This window comes from Phaeovulum sp. (assembly GCF_030684035.1).
Taxonomy (GTDB): Bacteria; Pseudomonadota; Alphaproteobacteria; order Rhodobacterales; family Rhodobacteraceae; genus UBA6213.
In genome coordinates this window covers 23,531-44,233 of sequence record NZ_JAUXPI010000062.1, presented here as the reverse complement: position 1 = coordinate 44,233, position 20,703 = coordinate 23,531, and the positions used below count along the sequence as shown (strand labels likewise).

Genomic DNA, 20,703 nt, shown 5'->3' with positions numbered 1-20,703 from the left:
CGATGAAGACGCATGTGAAAGCCCTGGTCGTCGGCGGCGGCGCTGTTGGCTGCGGCATTGCCTACCATCTGGCGAAAGCCGGGTGGGAAACGCTGCTGGTTGAGCGGGATGAGCTGACCTCGGGCTCGACCTGGCACGCGGCCGGGCTGCTGCCCCTGTTCAACATGGGCTATGCGACCACGCATATTCACAAATACTCGGTCGATTTCTACAAGGCGCTGGAGGCGGAAACCGGGCTTAACGCTGGTTTCGCGGTGGTGGGCAACCTGCGCATGGCGCAGACCGCTGCGCGGATGGACGAATACATGCTCTATTCGTCGGTGGCTGAAACCGCCGGGGTCTATCACGAGTTTCTGACCCCCGCCGAGATCAGGGCGCGCTGGCCGCTGGTGCGCACGGATGACCTTCTGGGCGCGCTCTTTCACCCGCAGGATGGCTACATCAACCCCGCTGACGTGACCCAGGCAATGGCCAAGGGCGCGCGCCAGCATGGGGCCGAGATCCTGCGCAAGGTGCAGGTGCAAGGTTACCGCTGGACCGGGTCGGAATGGCTGGTGACGCTCTGCCACATGGCGGAAAAGGGCGGCAACCTGGTGGAAACGCCCGAAACCTTCGAGATCAGGGCAGAGCATGTGGTGACCGCCACCGGCAACCACGCGCAGCGCACGGCGCGGCTCTTGGGGATCAAGATCCCGGCGATTCCGGTCGAGCATCAGTTCATCGTCACCGAGCCTGACCCGATGCTGGTCGAATGGCGCAAGGCGAACCCGGAGCACCCGGTGCTGCGCGACGCCGATGCGAAATGGTATGTGCGCGAGGAACGCGGCGGCTGGATACTCGGGCCTTATGAGCGCGGTGCACCGGCGCGGTTTGCCTATGGCGTGCCCGACAGTTTCCGCGCCGATCTCTTTCCGCTCGATCTGGAGCGGATCGAGACGGAATACCTGAGCATGATCCACCGCCTGCCCTCGTCGGAAAGCGTCGGGTTGAAGGACGATTTCAACGGCCCGATCTGCTACACGCCGGATGGAAACCCGCTGGTCGGCCCTGCACCGGGCCTGCGCAACATGTGGCTGGCGGAAGGGTTTTCGTTCGGCATCACCGCCGCCGGGGGCACCGGCCATTACCTCGCGCAGATGATGGTCGCGGGCGAGGCCGAGATCGACATGGCCAGCCTTGACCCCAAACGCTACGGGTCCTGGATGACCACCGAATATGCGGCGCGCAAGAACGAGGAATGCTATGAGCATGTCTTCGTGTTGCACCACCCCGACGAGGAGCGCCCCGCCTGCCGCCCGCTGCGCACCTCGCCCGCCTATGACCGCCAGAAGGCGCGGGGCGCGCAGTTTGGTCAGGTGAACGGATGGGACAGGCCGAATTACTATGCGCCACTTGGGTTTGACGATCATTCTTCACGCAGTTTCCGGCGTGGCGGATGGTGGCAATATGCGGTTGCCGAGGCAAAGGCCATCCGCGAGACCGCAGGCCTGATCGATGCCACCGCCTTCACCAAGCACCTGGTGCGCGGCCCCGGCGCGACCGCGTTTCTTGACTGGTTCACCACCAACAAACTGCCCGCCGTGGGCCGCATCAACCTGACCTATGCGCTGACGCCCACCGGCACGACGCGCACCGAATACACCATCGTGCGGCTCGGGGCCGATGAATACTACATCATCTCTGCCGGGGCATGGACCGCCTACGATGGCGACTACCTGACAAAATGCGCCGAGGACAAGGCCGCCGAGTTCGGCCACATCGACATTCACGATGTCACCACGCAATGGGGTGTTTTCGCACTCGCCGGGCCAAAGGCGCGGGCGATCTTGCGCGAGGTGGTGAAAGATGCCGACCCCGACACGGTGCTGCGCAACAAGCGTTTCCCGTGGCTGTCGATGCGCAACATCGAGCTTGGCATGTGCCCGGTGCGGGCGATCCGGGTGGCCTATACGGGCGAGCTGGGATGGGAATTGCACCACCCCGTAGAGATGCAGAATTACCTCTTTGACCTGCTCATGCAGGCAGGCGAGGCGCATGGGCTGAAGCTTGTCGGAGCGCGGGCGCAGAACTGGCTCCGGCAGGAAAAAAGCTACCGCGCCTTTGGCACCGAGCTTGGGCGCGATGCGACACCGCTTGAGGCGGGGCTTGACCGCTTTGTGGACCTTGGCAAGGGGTTTCAGGGCAAGGCGGCGATGCTTGCCACCGGCATTCGCGCAAAATGCGTGACGCTGCTGATCGATGGGCCGGAGGATACCGATCCCTGGGGCAAGGAGGCGTTGCTTCTGAACGGTGAAAAGGTCGGGCGGCTGACCTCGGGCGGGTATTCGGTGGCATTCGGGCGCCAGATCGGCATGGGCTATGTGCGCCCCGACCTCGCCGCCCCCGGCACCCGGCTAAAGGTGAAGATCCTGCGGCGGGAATGGGATGCGGTGGTCACCGAAGACAGCCCGCACGACCCTGAAAACGCGCGTATCCGGGCTGACGGGTAGGGCCAATGAAAAGGGCGGTGCCGAGGCACCGCCCGTGGGTATTCTGGCAGATCAATCAGAAGCGGCCGTTACCGAAATCGGCGGTGGTGATCACCCTATCGGCGTTGCGGTCGCGCTGCGCGAACCACGCGGGGGTGCCGTTGAGGAATTCCGTCTGGGTGATGATGCCGTTGAAATCGGCGTCAAACATCAGGATCTCCTTCGCGGTGCCGATTGTCGCGAGGTCGGTCAGGTTGGCACCGCGCGCGCCGCCCGCTGTCGCAATGCCTTGCGTGCCGGGCTGATGGCGCAGGGTTGGGTCAATCACGCCTGGCACCTGCCCGACCACGCCCGGCCGCTGCGCATAGCCGCCGCGGCCCATCACGCCCGGCTGCTGGCCAGCAACGCCTGGCTGCTGCATGGTCTGGCTGTAGCCGCGCCCGCCCCCCTGACGCCCGCCGCGGGCCGGAAGCTGGCCAGGCAGTTGCGTGTTCGTCTGCATCGACGCCCGCGCCTGCCCGTTGCGGCCTTGGCCAACCCCGCGGCCAAGCTCGGCCTCAAGCGCCTTGTGTTCGTCGATGCCGATCAATTCGTCGGCGGAATACATGCCGTTGCCGTCAAGGTCGAACATGTAGAAGATCGACTCGCGCCGTTCGGTGGCCTCGGCAAGGGTCACCTGACCGTCGCCGTCCAGATCCCAGTTGAGCATGAAATCTTGCCCGGGGGTAAAGACTGCCGTGGTCGCATCTTGCGCGAAAGCCATGCCAGAGGCGAGTGCGACGATGGCGGTGAGGGTGACGAAGCGTTTCATTTCAGGATCCCTTCGGTTGGTGGTTGGTTACATCCATGAAACGGCATACGACCCGATTTCCGTTGCGTGCCGAAAACCACATTTCAAATGCGGAAATTGAAAAAAATACCGTAAAACAATAAGTTAGGTGAAAATCGCAAAATATCAGTATTTTCGACACAGCTTTGTGAACCCCTGCCCAAAGCGAAGGGGGCGGTGCCCAGGCACCGCCCCCTTGCCCTTCGGTCCAGGTGGAATCACAGACCCGGCCCGAAATCCGCCAGAGTGATTACCGCATCGCCATTGAGGTCGCGTTGCGCCAGCCACATGCCGGTTCCCGCGAGGAATTCCTCCATCGTGATGACGCCGTTTGCGTCCGCGTCAAACATCAGGATCTCGGCCGCGGTGCCGGTCAGCTCGGTGGAAGTTCCCTTTGCGGCCTGCCCGCCGCCGACCGTCTGGCCCGCGTTCTGCCCCGCGCCCTGTCCAGGCACATGGCCTGCCGCAGCGGCATTGCCTGCTTGCCCGGCACCCTTGCCAAGCTCGGCCTCAAGCGCCTTGTGTTCGTCGATCCCGGCCAGTTCGTCGGCGGAATACACGCCGTTGCCGTCAAGGTCGAACATGTAGAAGATCGACTCGCGCCGCTCGGTGGCTTCGGCCAGGGTAACCTGACCGTCGCCGTCCATATCCCAGTTGAGCATGAACTCGGCCCCCGCAACAAAGGGCTCTTGCGCGAGCGCGGCGCTGGCAGTCAGGGCGAGAATGGCGGTGAGGGTGGTGATGCGTTTCATGATTGTGATCCCGGTTTCTGGCGTGGGGCATTGTGCCTCACACATGCATGAAACGGCATGGAAGCCGCGATCCGTCGCGGCGGGCAAAATTCCCTTGCGGCCTGCAAAATGAGATAAGCCCTTGCAAATATTGCACAAACAGGATTGTGTCAAATGCGCCCGAGAAATGCACATTCAGGTGAACACCCCCGCGCAAGACCTTGGCGAGGGTGTTTGGGGTGCCGCAAAGTGCAATCAGGCCGCCTTGGCGGCAAGCTCATCCCAGCAGGCGAGCGCGTGGGCGGCATACATCAGCGCCGGTCCGCCGCCCATCTGCAACGCCATGGCAAGCACATCGCCAAGTTCTTCGCGGCTGGCACCGTATTTCATCAACGCTTCAACATGCAGGTTGATGCAGGGCTGGCAGCGCTGCGCCACCGCGATGCCAAGGGCGACGTATTCCTTTTCCTTGATGCCGAGCGCGCCGCCTTCCTTGACCGCCTTTGAAAGCGCGCCAAAGCCCTTGGTCGGTTCGGGGATCAGTTTGTAGAGCACGCGCAGTTCGGCGCGCAGCGCATCAAGTTCGCCTTGGTATTCCATCGCATTCTCCTGCCAGCGAGGTTCGGATGAGTCTCGCCGTTATATGCAGGAGTATGAATGTTTATACAAGCCGCGCCGGTGAAAGCGCGGCGACGGTCGCGGCGTCAAGCGCGGTGGGGCTGCCTGCGATCAGGTCGGCGGCAAGCTGGCTGGCGGCCGGGGCGGTCTGAAAACCATAGCCGCCTTGCCCGGCGAGCCAGAAAAAGCCGGGGTCGCGCGGATCGGGGCCGATCACCAGCACCCGGTCGGGGGCAAAGGTGCGCAGCCCCGCCCAGTTGGCAAGCACCCGCGTCACCGGTTCTGTCACCATTTCCTCATAGCGCGCGAGGCCCTCGGCAAGCACCATGTCGTCAGCCCAGGCGTCGTGCGGGGCCATCAGATGCTCTTCGGCGGGCGAGACGATCAGCGCGCCCGCGTCGGGCTTGGCATACCAGGCCTCGCCACAGCCAAACAGTATCGGCCAGCGCGCGACATCCTGCCCGCCCGGGGCCGGAATGCGCGCCATCGAGCGGCGGAAGGGGGTGAAGCCAAGCGGGGCGAGCCCGGCCATTGCTGCCACCTCATCGACCCAGGCACCGGCGGCATTGACCAGTATCCGCGCCGCATGCTGGCCCTTCGCGGTGGCAACCTCCCAGCCCGAAGCGGTGCGGGTAATGCCGGTGACCCGCGCGCCGGTCAGGATTTCGGCACCCAGGCCGCGCGCCTCGCGGGCGAAATTCTGGATCAGCAGGTCGGTGTCAATGTCCCAGGCGTGGTCGGCATGGGCGGCGAAGGCCAGGGTCTCGGGGTTGAGGATCGGCACCAGCGCCCGCGCCTCGGCAGGCGAAATCCGGGCAAGGCCCATGGCCGCAACATCGGCGCGAAAGGTTTCCGCCTCGTCGGCCTTGGCGACAATCATCAACCCGCGCGGGCTGAGCACGCCGCCGTTCGCGTGGCGATGATGGTCTTCGGAGGCAAAGGAAAGCGCCACCACCGGGGCCAGACCATAGCGCGGCTCAAACAGCGCCGCTGAGCGACCCGAGGCGTGGTGGGCCAGATGCGGCTCGGCCTCGAGAAGCGTGACGCGGCCCAGATGCGCCAGCCGCGCCGCCGCCGAAACCCCGGCTATACCGCCGCCGATGATGAGAAAATCCTGTGTCATGGGCGCAAGATTGGCACGGCCGCGCGGCGGGCGAAAGGGGCGTTCGGGCCTTCCCTTGCAGACCCGGCACCGGATTAGCGCGCGCTCAGATGCCGAACAGAAGGATGATCGCCATGATCTGCGGCGAGAGTATGCGCAGGAACATTACCGCCGGATAGACCGTGACATAGGCAAGCGCAGGCGCGCCCGATCCGGGGTAAACGCCATTGGCAAAGGCCAGTGCGGGCGGGTCGGTCATCGAGCCTGCCATGAGGCCGCAAAGCGTCAGGTAGTTCATCCGCAGCACCCGGCGCGCGAAATAGCCGACGCTGAGCAGCGGGATCAGGGTGATCGCGGCACCATAGCCGATCCAGGCAAGGCCGCTGCCGCCGGTCAGCGTGGCAACAAAGCCTGCGCCCGAATCGAGCCCGACCACCGCGAGAAAAAGCACGATGCCGATTTCACGCAGCGCCAGGTTGGCGCTTGGCGGCATGAACCAGTAAAGCCGCCCGAAACTGCCAAGCCGCGCCAACAGGATTGCCGCGATCAGCGGCCCCCCCGCAAGCCCGAGCCGCAGCGGCGCGGGCAGGTTCGGAAACGGGATCGGCAGCGAGCCCAGCAGAACGCCAAGCCCGATGCCGATGAAGATCGGCAACATCTGCACCTGATTGAGCTTGGCCGAGGCGTTGCCAAGCCGTGCCGCCATCCGGTCGATCTCGTCCCCCGGCCCGACGATATTGAGGATGTCACCGAATTGCACCACCGACCCCGGCCGCGCCACAAGGTCCACCCCGGCGCGGTGCAGCCGCGAGATCACCACATTTCCATGCGCTTCCAGCAGCAGATCGGCAAGCCGCCTGCCAAGCACCGCCTCGCTGGTGACCACCACGCGCTCCGAACGAAAGCCGGTGCCTTTGGTGGAAAGCGATTCCGCCACCTCTGCACCGACGATCAGCGTCGCCCGGTGCAGCGCTGCGGCGTTGGAGCCGACCAGATGCAGCACATCGCCCGCCGCGAGGCGAACCTCGGGGCCGGGCACCCGCAGCGCGCCGCCAGATTTCAGCCGCGAACAGATCACCTCGCTGCCGATCAGCCCGGCCAGTTCGGCGCAGGTGATGCCGTCGATATTGGCATTCTGCACCGCCACATTGGCCGAAAGCAGCCCGCCATGCCCGGCCCCGCTGTCGCTCTCATAGGCCGCCGCTTCGGCTGGAACGAGAATGCCAAAGCCAATGCGCAAAAGCCACATTGAAAGCAGAATGCCAAGAATGCCAAAGGGATAGGCCATGGCATAGCCAAGCCCTAGGGTGCTGGTGCTGGTCGCGGGTTGGCCAAGCTCGGCAAGGATCTGCTGTCCGGCGGCAAGCGAGGGGGTGTTGGTGACCGCCCCTGAATAGACCCCGAGCAGAATTTCGGGCGCGACCCCGAAGCCGAAATGCAGCGCCAGCGTCGTCAGCCCGCCGAGGAGCACGATCATAGCCGCCAGCGCGTTGAGCCGAAGCCCGGCGCGGCGCAGCGAGGCGAAAAAACCCGGGCCGACCTGATTGCCGATCGAATAGACGAACAGGATCAGGCCGAATTCCTTGATGAAATGCAGCGCGCTCTGGTTGATCTCCCAGCCGCCCTGCGCGACGAAGTGACCGACCAGAATTCCGCCGAAAAGCACGCCGCCGATGCCGAGGCCGACACCCCTGATGCGCAGCGCGCCGATCATCAGGCCGAGAACGGCAACAAGCGAAAGCAGAAGGATGGAAAAACCGATATCGCTCATGGGCCGTCTCGCTCAGCCCCCCCGGCCCCTCTGTTAAACCCCGGGGCGGCGAAAAACAAATGCTCTGATGGTGGCGCGCAACAATTCTGGCGCTGTTGCCGGGGCAGGCAGGTTTTGCCCCGTCCGGGGTCAGGCGGGGGCGAGTTCGCTGCCGGTCCGCGCCGAGATTGCCAGCAGGTCGAACACATAGCCCGCGACCGAGCGAAAGCAGACGAGGCTGATTTCGTCCGGGGCAGAGCGCCAGAGCGCGGCGGCCACCTGCGCGGCGCGGGTGCGGCGGATCTCGCCCTGCGGCAGGCGCGCGAAATCGACGGGGCAGAGCTTCATTGCCACCTGATCGGCCTTGGCCCCGGAAACGCGAAACAGCGCGCGGGCGTCGGAGACATTGGCCGCAAGCGCGTGCTCGCCGGCGAGCGCCGCCTCCAGCGCGGCGGCGGTGGCCTCGGCTTCTCCGTATGGCACCAGCAACAGCAGCTCGTCAGGGCTCATCCAGGCGGCAGCCTTGCCAGCCTTGGTGTGAATGCCGCGGTTGCCGGGCAGGGCGCAGCCGGTGGCGGCCTTTACCGCCGCCGCGAGCGCGGCCGAGGCCAGATTGCCTCGCAGGGTTATCATACCCTGAAGACCCGCTTCGCTGACACGCGCAAAGCCTTCTGCGTTTTTTCCGGCAAGAGCGCTGATCGGTTCAGACATTCTGTTTTTCCCCGCTCTTGTCGTAGAAGACCTGATCGCAGATGCGCGCCGGAATGGACTTGCCCGCCGCCACGAATTCGAGCACCTCGCCAATCCGCTCCGGGCCGCGCCGGACCAGGCCCATGGCGATGCCGCAGCCCAGAGTTGGCGAGAAATAGGTGGAGGTGACCCGGCCCTGCGTTGCCCGCTGGCCGTTGGGGTTTGCCCCCGGCGCGGGTGCGAGCACTCCATCGGGCAGCACCGAGCCATCAAGGGTTTCGAGGCCGACCAGCTTCCAGCGCTCCGGGTTGGTCATATGGCTGCGTTCCTGCGCGCGCTTGCCGAGGTAGTCGGGCATTTTCTTCGAGATCGCCCAGCCAAGCCCGAGGTCTTGCGGGATCACCGTGCCGTCGGTTTCATCGCCGATCATGATGAAGCCCTTTTCGGCCCGCATCACATGCAGCGCCTCGGTGCCGTAGGGCATCAGGCCAAGATCGGCCCCGGCGGCAAGGCAGGCCTTCCAGAAGGCAAGGCCGTGGCTGGCGGGAATCGCAACCTCGTAGCTAAGCTCGCCGGAAAAGGAGATGCGGAAGATGCGGGCGGGAATGCCAGCAAGTGTACCTTCGGTAAAAGCCATGAACGGCAGCGCCTCTTTCGAGACATCGATGCCGCCGAGCCGTTCCAGAAGCTTGCGGGCATTGGGCCCGACCACGGCGACTTGCGCGAATTGCTCGGTGAGGTTCGCGGTGTAAACCTGCCAATCCCACCATTCGCATTGCAGCCAGTCTTCCATATGCGCGTGGATGCGGTCGGCCCCGCCCGAAGTGGTGTGGCAAAGCCATGCGTCGTCGGCCAGCCGCACCACCACGCCGTCATCGATAAGGAAGCCGTTTTCCGAACACATCAGGCCATAGCGGCATTTACCCACCGGCAGGCTGGACATGACGCCGGTATAGAGCATGTCGAGAAAGCGCCCGGCATCGGGGCCCTTGACGAGAATTTTGCCGAGCGTCGAGGCATCGAGCAGGCCAAGGTTCTGGCGGGTGTTGGTGACCTCGCGGTTAACTGCCTGGCTGTGGCTTTCGCCACCGCGCGGGTAGCAGTAGGGCCGCCGCCAGAGGCCGACGGGTTCCCAATGCGCGCCCGCGGCCGCGTGCCAGTCGTGCATCGGGGTGCGGCGGAGCGGCTGGAAAATCTCGCCGCGCGCCTCGGCGGCGATGGCCCCGAACGAGATCGGCGCATAGGGCGGGCGGAAGGTGGTGGTGCCGGTCGCCGGTATCGGCTGGCCAAGCGCATCGGAAAGAATGGCGAGGCCGTTGATATTGCTCATCTTGCCCTGGTCCGAGGCCATGCCGAGCGTGGTGTAGCGCTTGGTATGCTCCACGCTTTCATACCCTTCGCGGGCGGCAAGCTGAACGTCGGAAACCTTCACGTCGTTCTGGAAATCGAGCCACATCTTGAAGCGCAGTTTGGCCGGTGCGCCCTGCGGCATCATCCAGACCGGTTGCATCGGGGCCTCGGCCGCGGCCTCGGCCCGTGGTGCTTGCGCCGCCTCGCCGCCGCCTGCGGCATGCGCATCGGCGAGGGCATCGGCGGCCTGCAAGGCCCCCGAAGCGGCCCCGGCGCAGGTGACGAAGGGCTTGCCATCGGCTCCGGTAGGTGCCCGGGCGGGGTCGGGGGTGAACATGCCGTTTGCGGCATCCCAAACGAGCTTGCCGCCCGGTTGCGAATAAAGATGCACGACCGGCGAAAAGCCCCCCGACATTGCCACGCAATCGCAGGCGATGGTTTCCAACACCGCGCCTTCGCCCGCCTGGGCGCAGACCTCGACCGCCTTCACCCGTTTGCCGCCCTTGACCCTGGCGATGCCGCGGCCTTCGAGCACGCGGATGCCGCGGGCGCGGGCCAATGCGGGCAGTTCGCCCGCAGCTTTGGCGCGGGCATCGAGAATGGCGGGCACCACGAGGCCCGCATCATGCAGGGCAAGCGCGGTGCGGTAGGCATCGTCGTTGTTGGTGACGATCACGGTGCGGTCGCCGGGGCTTACCGCCCAGTTCACCACATAATCGCGCGCGGCGCTGGCGAGCATGACGCCGGGGATATCGTTTCCGGCAAAGGCCAGCGGGCGCTCGATCGCGCCGGTGGCGGCGATGATGCGACCGGCGCGGATGCGCCAAAGCCGGTGGCGCGGCAGATCGGCGCCGGGCAGGTGGTCGGCAACCGCTTCCTGCGCCACGACATAACCGTGGTCATAGACCCCCGCTGCCATGGTGCGGCGGCGCAAAGTGACATTGGGCAGCGCGGCGAGGCTGGCGACGGTCTCGGCGACCCAGGCATCGGCAGGCATGCCGTTTATGGCGATGCCATCGACCGGGGCGCGGCCGCCCCAATGCGCTGTCTGTTCCAGCACCAGCACGCGCTGGCCACCCTTTGCTGCGGCAAGTGCTGCCGCAAGGCCCGCGACACCACCACCGACAACCAGCACATCGGTGAAATCATAGGCCTGTTCGTAGCGGTCGGCATCGCGGTCTTTCGGCACCCGGCCAATACCTGCGGAAAGCCGCACCACCGGTTCAAAGAGGTGCTTCCAAGCGAACCGCGGAAACATGAAGGTCTTGTAGTAAAATCCTGCGGGCAGAAAGCGGTAGGCGAGGTTGTTGAGCGCGCCGATATCGAGATCGAGGTTTGGCCAGGCATTCTGGCTGACCGTCGCGGCACCGGCAAAAAGCTCGGTGGTGGTGGTGCGTTGGTCCGGCTCGAAACGCGGCCCCTGTCCGAGGCCGACAAGCGCGTTCGGTTCCTCGACACCCGAGGCGAGAATGCCGCGCGGGCGGTGGTATTTGAAGCTGCGGCCGATCAGCATCTGGTCATTGGCCAGAAGTGCCGCAGCAAGCGTGTCGCCCGCGAAGCCGCCGAGGCTGCGGCCGTCAAAGGTAAAACTCAACGGCTTTGAGCGGTCGATCAGGCGGCCGCCGGTGGCAAGACGGGTGCTCATGAATAACCCTTCCAGTCGGGGCGTCTGGCCTTGATCGCGGCGATGATTTCGGGCGGTGGTTCCGGCGATTGCGCCTTGTAGGTGCCGAACACCTCAAGCGTGGCGGTGCAGCGCGCCGCGAGAAACCACTTGCCGCAGCCCATGGCGTGGCGCCAGCGTTCGAAGTGAACGCCTTTGGGGTTCTTGCGGGCGAAGAGGTAGCCTTCGAAATCTTCGTCGGATGCGCCGGGGCCGAAACGTTTCAGATGCGCCTCGCCGCCGGGGGCGAGTTCGGTTTCCTCGGCAGCCACGCCGCAACAGGGGCAGGTGAGGGTCAGCATGGAATGGCTCCGGACATGCCAAGGCCGAGGGCGGCAAGGCCCCCGGCTGGCGGGATTGCTACGGCGCGGCGGGTGCTAGCGAAGCACGTCGGGCACCTGAATGGTGATGGTCGCCTCGTTGCGGCCAAAGAGATCGCCGTCGGTGACGAGATACCAGACCACGCCGCCCAAAACCACGGCGATGGCACCGAGGATGAAGCCGGTTGCCGTCTTGTTGGAAGTGTCGAATGCCATGATGCGCTCTCCGCTGCTGTTGTGTACGACAGCACAACACGCGAAGGCCGGATTTGGTTCCCGCAAGGCCGAGGGCGCTGCCCCTGGACCCCCGGGGTATTTGCGCAAAGAAGAAGCGCCATGCGGGTCAATGCGCCACCCCCGCCGCCACGCTCTCATCAATGAACCGCCCCTCGCGGAAGCGGTTGAGGCCGAATTCGGCGGCCAGCGGGCCGGGCGCGCCCTTGGCAATGAGTTCCGCCATTGCCCAGCCGGAACCGGGGATCGACTTGAAGCCGCCGGTGCCCCACCCACAGTTGACGAAGCAGTTGCCCAAGGGGGTGGCCGAGAGAATCGGCGAGCGGTCGCCGGTCATGTCCACAATGCCGCCCCAGCTTCGCATCATCTTGAGGCGCGAGATGATCGGGAAGGTTTCCACCAGTGCCCGCACGGTTTCCTCGACATGGTGCCACGATCCGCGCTGGGTGTAGTTGTTGAAGCCGTCGGTGCCGCCGCCGATCACCAACTCGCCCTTGTCGCTTTGGCTCATGTAGCCGTGCACGGTGTTGGCCATCACCACCACGTCGATCGCCGGCTTGATCGGTTCCGACACCAGGGCTTGCAGCGCGAGGCTTTCGATCGGCAGCCGGAAGCCCGCCATTTCGGCCAGCACCGAGGAATTGCCCGCCACCACGATGGCGAGCTTGTCGCAATCGATGGAACCGCGCGAGGTATCAACCCCCTGCACCTTGCCGCCAGCCGAGCGCACGCCGGTGACTTCGCAGTTCTGGATGATGTCCATGCCCATGTCGGAACAGGCGCGGGCATAGGCCCAGGCCACGGCATCGTGGCGCGCGGTGCCGCCGCGAGCCTGATAGAGCGCGCCCAGGACCGGGTAGCGAGGGCCTTCGATATTGATGATCGGCACCAGTGCCTTGACGCGGGCGGCATCGATGTATTCGGTTTGCACGCCTTGCAGCGCGTTGGCATGCACGGTGCGTTTGTAGCCGCGCGCCTCATGTTCGGTCTGCGCCAGCATCAAAAGCCCGCGCGGGCTGAACATGACGTTGTAGTTCAGCTCCTGGCTCAGGGTTTCAAAAAGCGAGCGGGCCTTTTCGTAGATCGCCGCCGAGGGGTCTTGCAGGTAGTTCGAGCGGATGATGGTGGTGTTGCGCCCGGTGTTGCCGCCGCCGAGCCAGCCCTTTTCAAGCACCGCGACATTGCGGATGCCGAAGTTGCGGCCGAGGTAATAGGCGGTGGCAAGCCCGTGGCCACCCGCGCCGACCACGATCACGTCGTATTTCCGTTTCGGTTCCGGCGCGGCCCAGGCGCGGCCCCAGCCCGCATGAAAACGCAGTGCCTCGCGGGCCACGGCGAAAACCGAATAGCGTCTCATGCCGCGTACTCCCGTGGCCCATGGGGACCAAGGCGATTCTCGCCCGGCACCCGGTCGTTGCGAATCTGATGGACCGATTCAGCCAGCGCAAGCCGCGCTCAAGCGGCATAATGGGGAAAAATGCGACATCGCGGCTGCGGCATGGTGCCCGGGCGCGGCTGGGGGGTTTTGCTTGCCGCGATCTCGCCCTAAATGGTGCCCAACCGAAAGGACCACCTGATGCTGTTCTGGATTCTGACTGCCACGCTGGTGGCCGCTATCGCGCTGCTCATGCTGCTGGCGCTCTGGCGTGGTGGCGCGGCATCGCAGACGGGTGCGGCGCAGGACCTTGGCGTTTACCGCGATCAGTTGCGCGGGGTTGAGGCCGAACTGGCGCGGGGCGTGATAGGCACCGATGAGGCCGAGCGGCTGCGGCTGGAGATTTCGCGGCGGTTGCTGGAGGCGGACCGTGCGGCGCGGGGCAGCGTTACGGCAGGCAGCGCGCCGATTGCGGCGACCCTTGGCGGCGCGGTTGCGGTAGTCGTGGTGCTGGCGGCAGCGTTCGGGGTATATCAGAGCTTTGGTGCGCCGGGCTACCCGGACCTGCCGCTGAAGGCGCGGCTCGAGGCTGCCGAACTGGCCTATGACTCGCGCCCCTCGCAGGCGGAAGCCGAAGCGGCGGCAGCCGCGCGGCACGGCGCGGCACCCGCGCCCGATGCGCAGTTCGTGGCATTGATGGAGCGGTTGCGCGCCGCCGTGCAGGAGCGCCCCGATGATCCGGTCGGCCTGGAACTGCTGGCGCGCAACGAGGCGTTGCTGGGCAATTACCACGAAGCCTGGACCTTGCAGCGCCGCCTGATCGCGCTCAAGGGCGAGACGGCGACGGTCGAGGACCATGTGGCCCTGGCAGAGATGATGATCGGCGCGGCCGCCGGCACCATAACCCCCGAGATCGAGGAATTGCTGGGCGACATCTTGGCGAATGACCCGGGCAACGGCATCGCGCTTTATTACATGGGGCTGATGATGGCGCAGCTTGACCGCCCCGACCGGACCTTCGTGATCTGGTCGGCGCTCTTGGCGCGCGGCCCCGAGACGGCACCCTGGATCGCGCCGATCCGCCGCTCCATCAACGACCTCGCCTGGCTTGCGGGCGAGACCGGCTATGTGGCTCCCGACCCGGTCATGGCTGGCCCGAGCGCCGAGATGCTTGCGGCGGCGGCGGCGCTGGCACCCGATGCGCGGGTGGCGCTGTTGCGCGGGCCGACCGAGGCGCTGATGGCGCAGATGGCGGCAAGCGGCGGCACCGCCGACGAATGGGCGCGGCTGATCGCGGCGCAGGGGCTTTTGGGCGACAGCGCGCGCGCGGCAGCGATCTGGGAAGAAGCGCAACGGGTCTTTGCCGACCGGCCCGCCGATCTGGCGCTGGTTTCCGATGCGGCGGCAGGAGCAGGCTTGCCGGGGGGCGTTGCGGCACCTCGGGGACCGACAGCGGGCGACATTGCCAACGCGGCTTCGCTTTCGCCCGACGAGCAGGCAGGTTTCATCGACGCCATGGTGGGGCGGCTTTCCGAGCGGCTGGACGCCCAGGGCGGCTCGGCCGCCGAATGGGCGCAATTGATCCGCGCGCTGGGAACGCTGGGCCGCACCGAAGAGGCGCGGGCGAAGTGGGCTCTGGCCGGGGCCGCCTATGGCGACAAGCCCGATGATCTGGCCGCCATCCGCGCCGCCGCCGTGGCCGCCGGGGTTGCCGAATGATCTGCGAAACGCTGGCCGATTTCGCCGCCGCCCTGCCGCGCGCGGGCGGGCTGGCGGGGTTGGACCTCGGCACCAAGACCATCGGTTTCGCGGTTTCCGACGGGCTGCGTCAGGTTGCCTCGCCGCTGACCACGATCCGGCGCGAGAAGTTTACCCTTGATGCGGCGGCCTTGCTGCGGCTGGTGGCCGAGCGCGAGTTGAAGGGCATCATCCTCGGCCTGCCGCTGAACATGGACGGAAGCGAAGGCCCGCGCTGCCAATCGACCCGCGCCTTTGCGCGCAACCTTTCTCGGTTGACCGATCTGCCGATCGGCTATTGGGACGAGCGGCTTTCGACCGTTGCCGCCGAGCGCGCGCTGCTGGAGGCCGACACCTCGCGCAAGCGCCGCGCCGAGGTGATCGACCATGTTGCCGCGGGCTACATCCTGCAAGGCGCGCTTGACCGGCTGCGCAATATCGCAGGTGCGGCATGAGCGATGATGTCTGGGCCCGCGACGAACCGCAGAGCCCCTGCGTGAAAACCTGCGTGATGCATCCGACCGAGGGGCTTTGCATCGGCTGCCTGCGCAGCCTTGCCGAGATTGCCTCGTGGTCGCAGCTTTCGCCCGACGCGCGGCGCGCGGTGCTGGCCGATCTGCCCGCCCGCGCACCGCGACTGACCCGGCGGCAGGGCGGCAGCGCCGGCAGGGTCGCAAAAGGCTGAACCGCCGCCAGCGTTTTCGCACGGTGCCGTGTTGCAGGCGGCGCGTGATTTGGCTATAGCAGCGCCGAGGCACCCGTAGCTCAGCTGGATAGAGTGCTGCCCTCCGAAGGCAGAGGCCGCGCGTTCGAATCGCGCCGGGTGCACCAGTTTCCCCCAAGATCATCGGCGCGGTTCTGGTCGCCCACCTGCCGTGCGCCGCGACGATCTGCGAGGCCGCCTTCGAGGTTGTGGAGGAATGGAAGTGGCGCGGCGTTCCGGCCTGGTCGCATGCCGGGATCATTTGCGGCAGCAATAGCTTCCGGGCAGTGGTGACGAGGACCGTTGCTCGGTGCGCATCCGCTGATCGGGGATTCGCGGGCGCTGAGTCGTGCTGCCACGCCGTCCGATCTGGGGCTGCGGGCCACGGGCTGGCGATGTGCGTGCGTTGCTGTGGGCGGCGTGGCGGGTGGGGCCGGGCAGGCAAGCAAAATGATGCGCCGGCGACCGAATGGATGCCAAATGATCCATGTCAAGGTGCCGAAAACCATCCTGCGCAATCTCTCTCGGGCGCGCGCTGATGGGCGCTAACATGACGGGGGACAGTCCCATTCTACAGATTCGCATTCATGGCCGCGGCGGGCAGGGGGTGGTTACGGCCGCCGAAATGCTCTCGATCGCGGCGTTCGAGCAGGGCCGCTATGCGCAGGCCTTCCCCTCGTTCGGCTCCGAGCGCACCGGCGCGCCGGTGGTGGCCTTCTGCCGTATCGACGACAAGCCGATCAGGCTGCGCGAGCCGATCCTCGCGCCGGATGTGCTGATCGTGCAAGATGCGCATCTCTTGCAACAGATCGACGTGTTTTTGGGGCTGAAGCCGGATGGCCATGTGCTGATCAACAGCCGCAAGAGCGCCGAAGAGATGGGCCTGGGCGAAATGGCGGCGCGGCTGCCTGCTGGGCATCTGGTCACGCTGCCCGCCACCGAGATCGCAATGAAGCACCTGCACCGACCGCTGCCGAATGCGGTGCTGCTGGGCGGCTTTGCGGCGATGACGGGGATGATTTCGCTGGAAGCGGTGGTGCATGCCATCGGCCACAAGTTCAAGGGCGAGGTGGCGGCGCGCAACATCGCCGCCGCAACCGAGGCCCATGCGCTGCTGGCGGCAGCCAAGGAGGCGGGGGCATGATCAAGCAAACCGAAGGCTCGCAAGCGGTAGCCGAAGCGGTGGCGCTGTGCCGCCCCGAGGTGATCTGCGCCTATCCGATCTCGCCGCAGACGCATATCGTCGAAGGGCTGGGGGCACTGGTGAAGGCGGGCGATCTTGCCCCTTGCGAGTTTCTCAATGTCGAAAGCGAATTTGCCGCGATGAGCGTGGCAATCGGTTCCTCGGCCGCGGGCGCGCGCACCTATACCGCGACCGCAAGCCAGGGCCTTCTGTTCATGGTCGAGGCGGTTTACAACGCCTCGGGCCTTGGCCTGCCGATCGTGATGACGGTGGCGAACCGGGCCATCGGCGCGCCGATCAACATCTGGAACGACCACAGTGATTCGATGAGCCAGCGCGATTGCGGCTGGATCCAGCTTTTTGCCGAAAGCAATCAGGAGGCGCTGGATCTGCACATCCAGGCCTTCAAGCTGGCCGAGGAGATGTCGATGCCGGTGATGGTGTGCATGGATGGCTTCATCCTGACCCACGCTTATGAGCAGGTCGATATGCCCGATCAGGCGCAGGTCGATGCGTTTTTGCCGCCCTATGAACCGCGCCAGGTGCTTGACCCCGCCGAGCCGGTCTCGATTGGCGCGATGGTGGGGCCGGAAGCGTTCATGGAAGTGCGCTACCTCGCCCATGCCAAGCAGACCATGGCGCTTGACCGCATTCCCGAGATAGCCGCCGAATTCAAGGAGGCGTTCGGCCGCGATGCCGGCGGGCTGGTGCGCGGCTACCGCATCGAGGATGCCGAAACCATCGTGGTCGCACTCGGCTCGGTGGTGGGCACGCTGGAGGAAACCATCGACACGATGCGCGCCGAGGGGGTGAAGATCGGCGTGCTCTCGATCCGCTGCTTCCGGCCGTTCCCGATGGCGGCGGTGCGCGCGGCACTGGCGCGCACGGCGCGGGTGGTGGTGCTGGAAAAAAGCTTCGCGGTCGGGCTTGGCGGCATCGTTTCAACCGACGTGCGGCTGGCGATGGTGCGCATTCATGTGCGTGGCTACACCGTGGTCGCGGGTCTTGGCGGCAGGCCGATCACGCAGGACTCGCTCTTGCGCGTGCTGCGGCTGGCCGTGGCTGACGAGCTGAAAAACCTCACCTTTCTCGATCTCGACTGGGACATCGTCAACCGGCACCTTGCCCGCGAGGCCGCTACCCGCCGCTCGGGGCCGATTGCCGAGAACCTCCTGCGCGACATCGGCTCCGGCGCACGCCCCACAACCGCTGGAAAGGCCCAGCCATGACGCAACCGATCAAGTTCTATCAGACCGGCACATTCACCGTGGGCAACCGGCTGCTGCCGGAAGGCCAGCGCAGCGTGCAAAGTTCCGAGGCGCGCGACAACTCGCTCAACTCCGGCCACCGCGCCTGTCAGGGCTGCGGCGAGGCGCTGGGCGCGCGCTATGTGGTCGATGCGGCGATGCGCGCGACCGACGGCCAGCTTATCGCCGCCAACGCGACCGGCTGCCTTGAGGTGTTTTCGACGCCGTACCCAGAAACCTCGTGGCAACTGCCCTGGCTGCATTCGCTCTTTGGCAACGCCGCTGCGGTCGGATCGGGCATTGCGGCAGCCCTGAAGGTCAAGGCGCTGAAGGCCGGGCAGGGGCAGGCCACCACGCGGGTGATCGCGCAGGGCGGCGACGGCGGCACTACCGACATCGGCTTTGGCTGCCTGAGCGGCATGTTCGAGCGCAACGATGACGTGCTCTACATCTGCTACGACAACGAAGGCTACATGAACACCGGTGTGCAGCGGTCATCGGCGACGCCACCTGCCGCGCGCACCGCCACCACGCAGCCGCTTGGACCAGAGCCGGGCGCGGAATTCGGCAAGGGCAAGAACGTGCCGCTGATCGCGGTGGCGCATGAAATTCCCTACGTCGCCACCGCCACCGTGGCGGACCTGCACGATCTGGAAGCCAAGGTCGAAAAGGCGATGCGCCTGCATGGCGCGCGCTATCTGCATGTGTTCGTGCCCTGCCCGCTGGGCTGGGGCGCGGCAAGCTGCGATACCATCCGGCTGGCACGACTGGCGCGCGAGACCGGGCTCTTCCCGGTCTTCGAGGCGGAGAACGGCGAAATCACCTCGGTTACCAAGATCCGCCGCCCGGTGCCGGTGGACGAATATCTGCGGTTGCAGAAACGCTTCGCGCATCTGTTCGGGGCAGGCGGCCACCCTGAAACCATCGCCCGCATACAGGCGATGGCCGACAAGAACATCAAGCGGTTCGGCCTTCTGGCCGAGGAGAGTGCGGCATGAGCATGAAAAAGCCTTTTGCGATCACGCTCGACCCCGGCTCGTCGCTGGCCAACAAGACCGGGGCATGGCGCACCGAGCGCCCGGTCTATGTGGACCATCTGCCGCCCTGCAATGCCGAATGCCCTGCGGGCGAGGATATTCAGGGCTGGCTTTTTCACGCCGAGGGCGGCGATTACGAAACCGCCTGGCGGCACCTTGCGCGCGAAAACCCGTTTCCCGCGATCATGGGGCGGGTCTGCTATCATACCTGCGAAGGGGTGTGCAACCGCGGCAAGCTTGACGCCGCCGTGGGCATCAACTCGGTCGAGCGGTTCCTGGGCGACGAGGCCTTGAAACAGGGCTGGCAATTTGCCGCGCCCGGGGCCGAAAGCGGCAAGCATGTGCTGGTGGTCGGGGCAGGGCCTTCGGGTCTTTCGGCCGCCTTTCATCTGCGCCGCATGGGGCACCGCGTCACGGTGATCGAGGCTGGCGAGGCCCCGGGCGGGATGATGCGTTTCGGCATTCCGAAATACCGGCTGCCGCGCGATGTGCTGGATGCCGAGGTGGCGCGGATCGCGGCACTCGGCGTGGCATTTCGCTATGGCGAAAAGGTCTCCGACATTCTGGCCAGCATGCGCGATGTCGCGGCCGATGCCGCCTATCTGGCAATCGGCGCGCATATCGCCAAGCGCGCCTTCATTCCGGCCAAGGATTCGGCGCATATTCTCGATGCGGTCGCGGTGCTGCGCTCGATGGAAGGGGCCGAACCGCCGATGCTGGGGCGGCGCGTGGTCGTCTATGGCGGCGGCAATACCGCGATTGATGTGGCGCGCACCGCCCGCCGCCTTGGCGCGACCGAGGCGATCATCGTGTATCGCCGCACCCGCGAGCGGATGCCCGCGCATGACTTCGAACTGGAGGAGGCGCTGGAGGAAGGCGTCAAGGTGAAATGGCTTTCGACCATCACCGGGGCCGAGGGCGGCAAGCTGACGATCGAGAAGATGGTGCTCGATGCCGACGGCATGCCGCAACCGACCGGCGAGTTCGAAACGCTCGATACCGACAGCCTGGTGCTGGCGCTCGGGCAGGATGTGGACATGTCGCTGCTGCAAGGCGTGCCGGGGCTGGTGGCCGAGGATGGCGTGGTGCAGGTCGATCCCGCAACGCAGATGACCGGCTACCCGGGGCTGTTCGCGGGCGGCGACATGGCACCGGGAACGCGCAACGTGACCGTGGCAATTGGTCACGGCAAGCGCGCCGCGCGCAATATCAACGCCTGGCTGAAGGGCGAGGTGCTGGCCCCGAAGGTGGCAAAACCACTTGCAGGCTTTGAACGGCTGAACCCCTGGTATTACTCCGACGCGCCAAAGACCCTGCGTCCGCAGCTTGACATCGCCCGGCGCACTTCGAGCTTTGACGAGGTGCAGGGCGGATTGACCGAGGCGACCGCGCTTTTCGAGGCGCGCCGTTGCCTGAGCTGCGGCAACTGCTTTGAATGCGACAACTGCTATGGCGTCTGCCCCGACAACGCGGTGATCAAGCTTGGCCCCGGACTGCGCTTCGAGATCAACCTCGACTATTGCAAGGGCTGCGGCATCTGCGCCTCGGAATGCCCTTGCGGCGCGATCGAGATGGTGCGCGAAGAAGGCTGAGACCGCCCGCGTTTCGGGCGGTTTTTCTTGGCGCTGCGGCACCTCTGGGCGCAGTCTGCGCGGTGGCCGGGCCT

Annotated in this window: 18 protein-coding genes and 1 tRNA gene; 9 read left to right on the top strand and 10 right to left on the bottom strand. The window is 65.9% G+C overall.

Going from position 1 to position 20,703, the window contains the following annotated elements; all coding sequences use genetic code 11:
- Positions 1-2 precede the first annotated feature (2 nt).
- The gene (locus tag Q8J98_RS14135) at positions 3-2,489 is read left to right on the top strand and encodes an FAD-dependent oxidoreductase (RefSeq protein ID WP_305294936.1); all 2,487 of its coding nucleotides are present in this window, start codon (positions 3-5) and stop codon (positions 2,487-2,489) included.
- Between the two features lie 55 nt (positions 2,490-2,544).
- On the opposite strand, the gene Q8J98_RS14130 is transcribed toward Q8J98_RS14135, so the two are convergent.
- From Q8J98_RS14130 to Q8J98_RS14085, 10 genes are all read right to left on the bottom strand, one after another.
- Positions 2,545-3,279, bottom strand: a complete 735-nt coding sequence (locus Q8J98_RS14130) for a hypothetical protein (RefSeq protein WP_305294935.1) — start codon at positions 3,277-3,279, stop codon at positions 2,545-2,547.
- A 236-nt stretch (positions 3,280-3,515) separates the two neighbouring features.
- On the bottom strand, positions 3,516-4,049 hold the full coding sequence (locus Q8J98_RS14125) for a hypothetical protein (protein WP_305294934.1): 534 nt from the start codon (positions 4,047-4,049) through the stop codon (positions 3,516-3,518).
- 234 nt (positions 4,050-4,283) lie between these two features.
- On the bottom strand, positions 4,284-4,628 hold the full coding sequence (locus Q8J98_RS14120; RefSeq protein ID WP_305185742.1) for a carboxymuconolactone decarboxylase family protein: 345 nt from the start codon (positions 4,626-4,628) through the stop codon (positions 4,284-4,286).
- A gap of 61 nt (positions 4,629-4,689) precedes the next feature.
- Positions 4,690-5,769 carry an FAD-binding oxidoreductase gene (locus Q8J98_RS14115; protein ID WP_305294933.1) on the bottom strand — a complete coding sequence of 360 codons (1,080 nt, stop codon included), beginning with the start codon at positions 5,767-5,769 and terminating at the stop codon, positions 4,690-4,692.
- Positions 5,770-5,854: 85 nt separating this feature from the next.
- Entirely contained in the window at positions 5,855-7,519 is a 1,665-nt protein-coding gene (locus Q8J98_RS14110; RefSeq protein WP_305294932.1) for a putative transporter, read from the bottom strand.
- A gap of 129 nt (positions 7,520-7,648) precedes the next feature.
- Entirely contained in the window at positions 7,649-8,209 is a 561-nt protein-coding gene (locus Q8J98_RS14105) for a sarcosine oxidase subunit gamma (RefSeq protein WP_305294931.1), read from the bottom strand.
- Positions 8,202-11,183: a sarcosine oxidase subunit alpha family protein gene (locus Q8J98_RS14100; RefSeq protein ID WP_305294930.1), complete on the bottom strand. Its 2,982-nt coding sequence runs from the start codon at positions 11,181-11,183 to the stop codon at positions 8,202-8,204. Before Q8J98_RS14100 ends, Q8J98_RS14105 begins: the two co-directional genes overlap by 8 nt.
- On the bottom strand, positions 11,180-11,503 hold the full coding sequence (locus tag Q8J98_RS14095; RefSeq protein WP_305294929.1) for a sarcosine oxidase subunit delta: 324 nt from the start codon (positions 11,501-11,503) through the stop codon (positions 11,180-11,182). The genes Q8J98_RS14100 and Q8J98_RS14095 overlap by 4 nt, the downstream gene beginning before the upstream one ends.
- A gap of 75 nt (positions 11,504-11,578) precedes the next feature.
- Positions 11,579-11,737, bottom strand: coding sequence for a hypothetical protein (locus tag Q8J98_RS14090; protein WP_305185736.1), 159 nt, complete (start codon positions 11,735-11,737; stop codon positions 11,579-11,581).
- Between the two features lie 127 nt (positions 11,738-11,864).
- Positions 11,865-13,112: a sarcosine oxidase subunit beta family protein gene (locus Q8J98_RS14085; RefSeq protein WP_305294928.1), complete on the bottom strand. Its 1,248-nt coding sequence runs from the start codon at positions 13,110-13,112 to the stop codon at positions 11,865-11,867.
- A gap of 219 nt (positions 13,113-13,331) precedes the next feature.
- Here Q8J98_RS14085 and ccmI point away from each other — a divergent pair, with 219 nt between their 5' ends.
- The 8 genes from ccmI to Q8J98_RS14045 all read left to right on the top strand — a co-directional run bounded on the left by ccmI (position 13,332) and on the right by Q8J98_RS14045 (position 20,629).
- Positions 13,332-14,849, top strand: a complete 1,518-nt coding sequence (gene ccmI, locus Q8J98_RS14080) for a c-type cytochrome biogenesis protein CcmI (RefSeq protein WP_305294927.1) — start codon at positions 13,332-13,334, stop codon at positions 14,847-14,849.
- Positions 14,846-15,322, top strand: coding sequence for a Holliday junction resolvase RuvX (gene ruvX / locus Q8J98_RS14075; protein WP_305294926.1), 477 nt, complete (start codon positions 14,846-14,848; stop codon positions 15,320-15,322). The genes ccmI and ruvX overlap by 4 nt, the downstream gene beginning before the upstream one ends.
- Complete coding sequence (locus tag Q8J98_RS14070; protein WP_305294925.1) at positions 15,319-15,552, top strand: DUF1289 domain-containing protein; 234 nt, start codon at positions 15,319-15,321, stop codon at positions 15,550-15,552. The genes ruvX and Q8J98_RS14070 overlap by 4 nt, the downstream gene beginning before the upstream one ends.
- Positions 15,553-15,621: 69 nt before the next feature.
- A tRNA-Arg gene (locus Q8J98_RS14065) sits at positions 15,622-15,698 on the top strand.
- A gap of 422 nt (positions 15,699-16,120) precedes the next feature.
- Positions 16,121-16,714, top strand: coding sequence for a 2-oxoacid:acceptor oxidoreductase family protein (locus Q8J98_RS14060; RefSeq protein WP_305294924.1), 594 nt, complete (start codon positions 16,121-16,123; stop codon positions 16,712-16,714).
- The gene (locus Q8J98_RS14055; RefSeq protein WP_305294923.1) at positions 16,711-17,982 is read left to right on the top strand and encodes a transketolase C-terminal domain-containing protein; all 1,272 of its coding nucleotides are present in this window, start codon (positions 16,711-16,713) and stop codon (positions 17,980-17,982) included. The genes Q8J98_RS14060 and Q8J98_RS14055 overlap by 4 nt, the downstream gene beginning before the upstream one ends.
- Positions 17,979-18,998 carry a thiamine pyrophosphate-dependent enzyme gene (locus Q8J98_RS14050; protein ID WP_305185729.1) on the top strand — a complete coding sequence of 340 codons (1,020 nt, stop codon included), beginning with the start codon at positions 17,979-17,981 and terminating at the stop codon, positions 18,996-18,998. The genes Q8J98_RS14055 and Q8J98_RS14050 overlap by 4 nt, the downstream gene beginning before the upstream one ends.
- Entirely contained in the window at positions 18,995-20,629 is a 1,635-nt protein-coding gene (locus Q8J98_RS14045) for an NAD(P)-binding protein (RefSeq protein ID WP_305294922.1), read from the top strand. Before Q8J98_RS14050 ends, Q8J98_RS14045 begins: the two co-directional genes overlap by 4 nt.
- Positions 20,630-20,703: the final 74 nt, after the last annotated feature.

Excerpts from the sequence above, each read along its gene's own strand:
- Q8J98_RS14135 (WP_305294936.1), top strand. The coding sequence starts at position 3 with ATGAAGACGCATGTGAAAGCCCTGGTCGTCGGCGGCGGCGCTGTTGGC.
- Q8J98_RS14130 (WP_305294935.1), bottom strand. The coding sequence starts at position 3,279 with ATGAAACGCTTCGTCACCCTCACCGCCATCGTCGCACTCGCCTCTGGC.
- Q8J98_RS14125 (WP_305294934.1), bottom strand. The coding sequence starts at position 4,049 with ATGAAACGCATCACCACCCTCACCGCCATTCTCGCCCTGACTGCCAGC.
- Q8J98_RS14120 (WP_305185742.1), bottom strand. The coding sequence starts at position 4,628 with ATGGAATACCAAGGCGAACTTGATGCGCTGCGCGCCGAACTGCGCGTG.
- Q8J98_RS14115 (WP_305294933.1), bottom strand. The coding sequence starts at position 5,769 with ATGACACAGGATTTTCTCATCATCGGCGGCGGTATAGCCGGGGTTTCG.
- Q8J98_RS14110 (WP_305294932.1), bottom strand. The coding sequence starts at position 7,519 with ATGAGCGATATCGGTTTTTCCATCCTTCTGCTTTCGCTTGTTGCCGTT.
- Q8J98_RS14105 (WP_305294931.1), bottom strand. The coding sequence starts at position 8,209 with ATGTCTGAACCGATCAGCGCTCTTGCCGGAAAAAACGCAGAAGGCTTT.
- Q8J98_RS14100 (WP_305294930.1), bottom strand. The coding sequence starts at position 11,183 with ATGAGCACCCGTCTTGCCACCGGCGGCCGCCTGATCGACCGCTCAAAG.
- Q8J98_RS14095 (WP_305294929.1), bottom strand. The coding sequence starts at position 11,503 with ATGCTGACCCTCACCTGCCCCTGTTGCGGCGTGGCTGCCGAGGAAACC.
- Q8J98_RS14090 (WP_305185736.1), bottom strand. The coding sequence starts at position 11,737 with ATGGCATTCGACACTTCCAACAAGACGGCAACCGGCTTCATCCTCGGT.
- Q8J98_RS14085 (WP_305294928.1), bottom strand. The coding sequence starts at position 13,112 with ATGAGACGCTATTCGGTTTTCGCCGTGGCCCGCGAGGCACTGCGTTTT.
- ccmI (WP_305294927.1), top strand. The coding sequence starts at position 13,332 with ATGCTGTTCTGGATTCTGACTGCCACGCTGGTGGCCGCTATCGCGCTG.
- ruvX (WP_305294926.1), top strand. The coding sequence starts at position 14,846 with ATGATCTGCGAAACGCTGGCCGATTTCGCCGCCGCCCTGCCGCGCGCG.
- Q8J98_RS14070 (WP_305294925.1), top strand. The coding sequence starts at position 15,319 with ATGAGCGATGATGTCTGGGCCCGCGACGAACCGCAGAGCCCCTGCGTG.
- Q8J98_RS14060 (WP_305294924.1), top strand. The coding sequence starts at position 16,121 with ATGACGGGGGACAGTCCCATTCTACAGATTCGCATTCATGGCCGCGGC.
- Q8J98_RS14055 (WP_305294923.1), top strand. The coding sequence starts at position 16,711 with ATGATCAAGCAAACCGAAGGCTCGCAAGCGGTAGCCGAAGCGGTGGCG.
- Q8J98_RS14050 (WP_305185729.1), top strand. The coding sequence starts at position 17,979 with ATGACGCAACCGATCAAGTTCTATCAGACCGGCACATTCACCGTGGGC.
- Q8J98_RS14045 (WP_305294922.1), top strand. The coding sequence starts at position 18,995 with ATGAGCATGAAAAAGCCTTTTGCGATCACGCTCGACCCCGGCTCGTCG.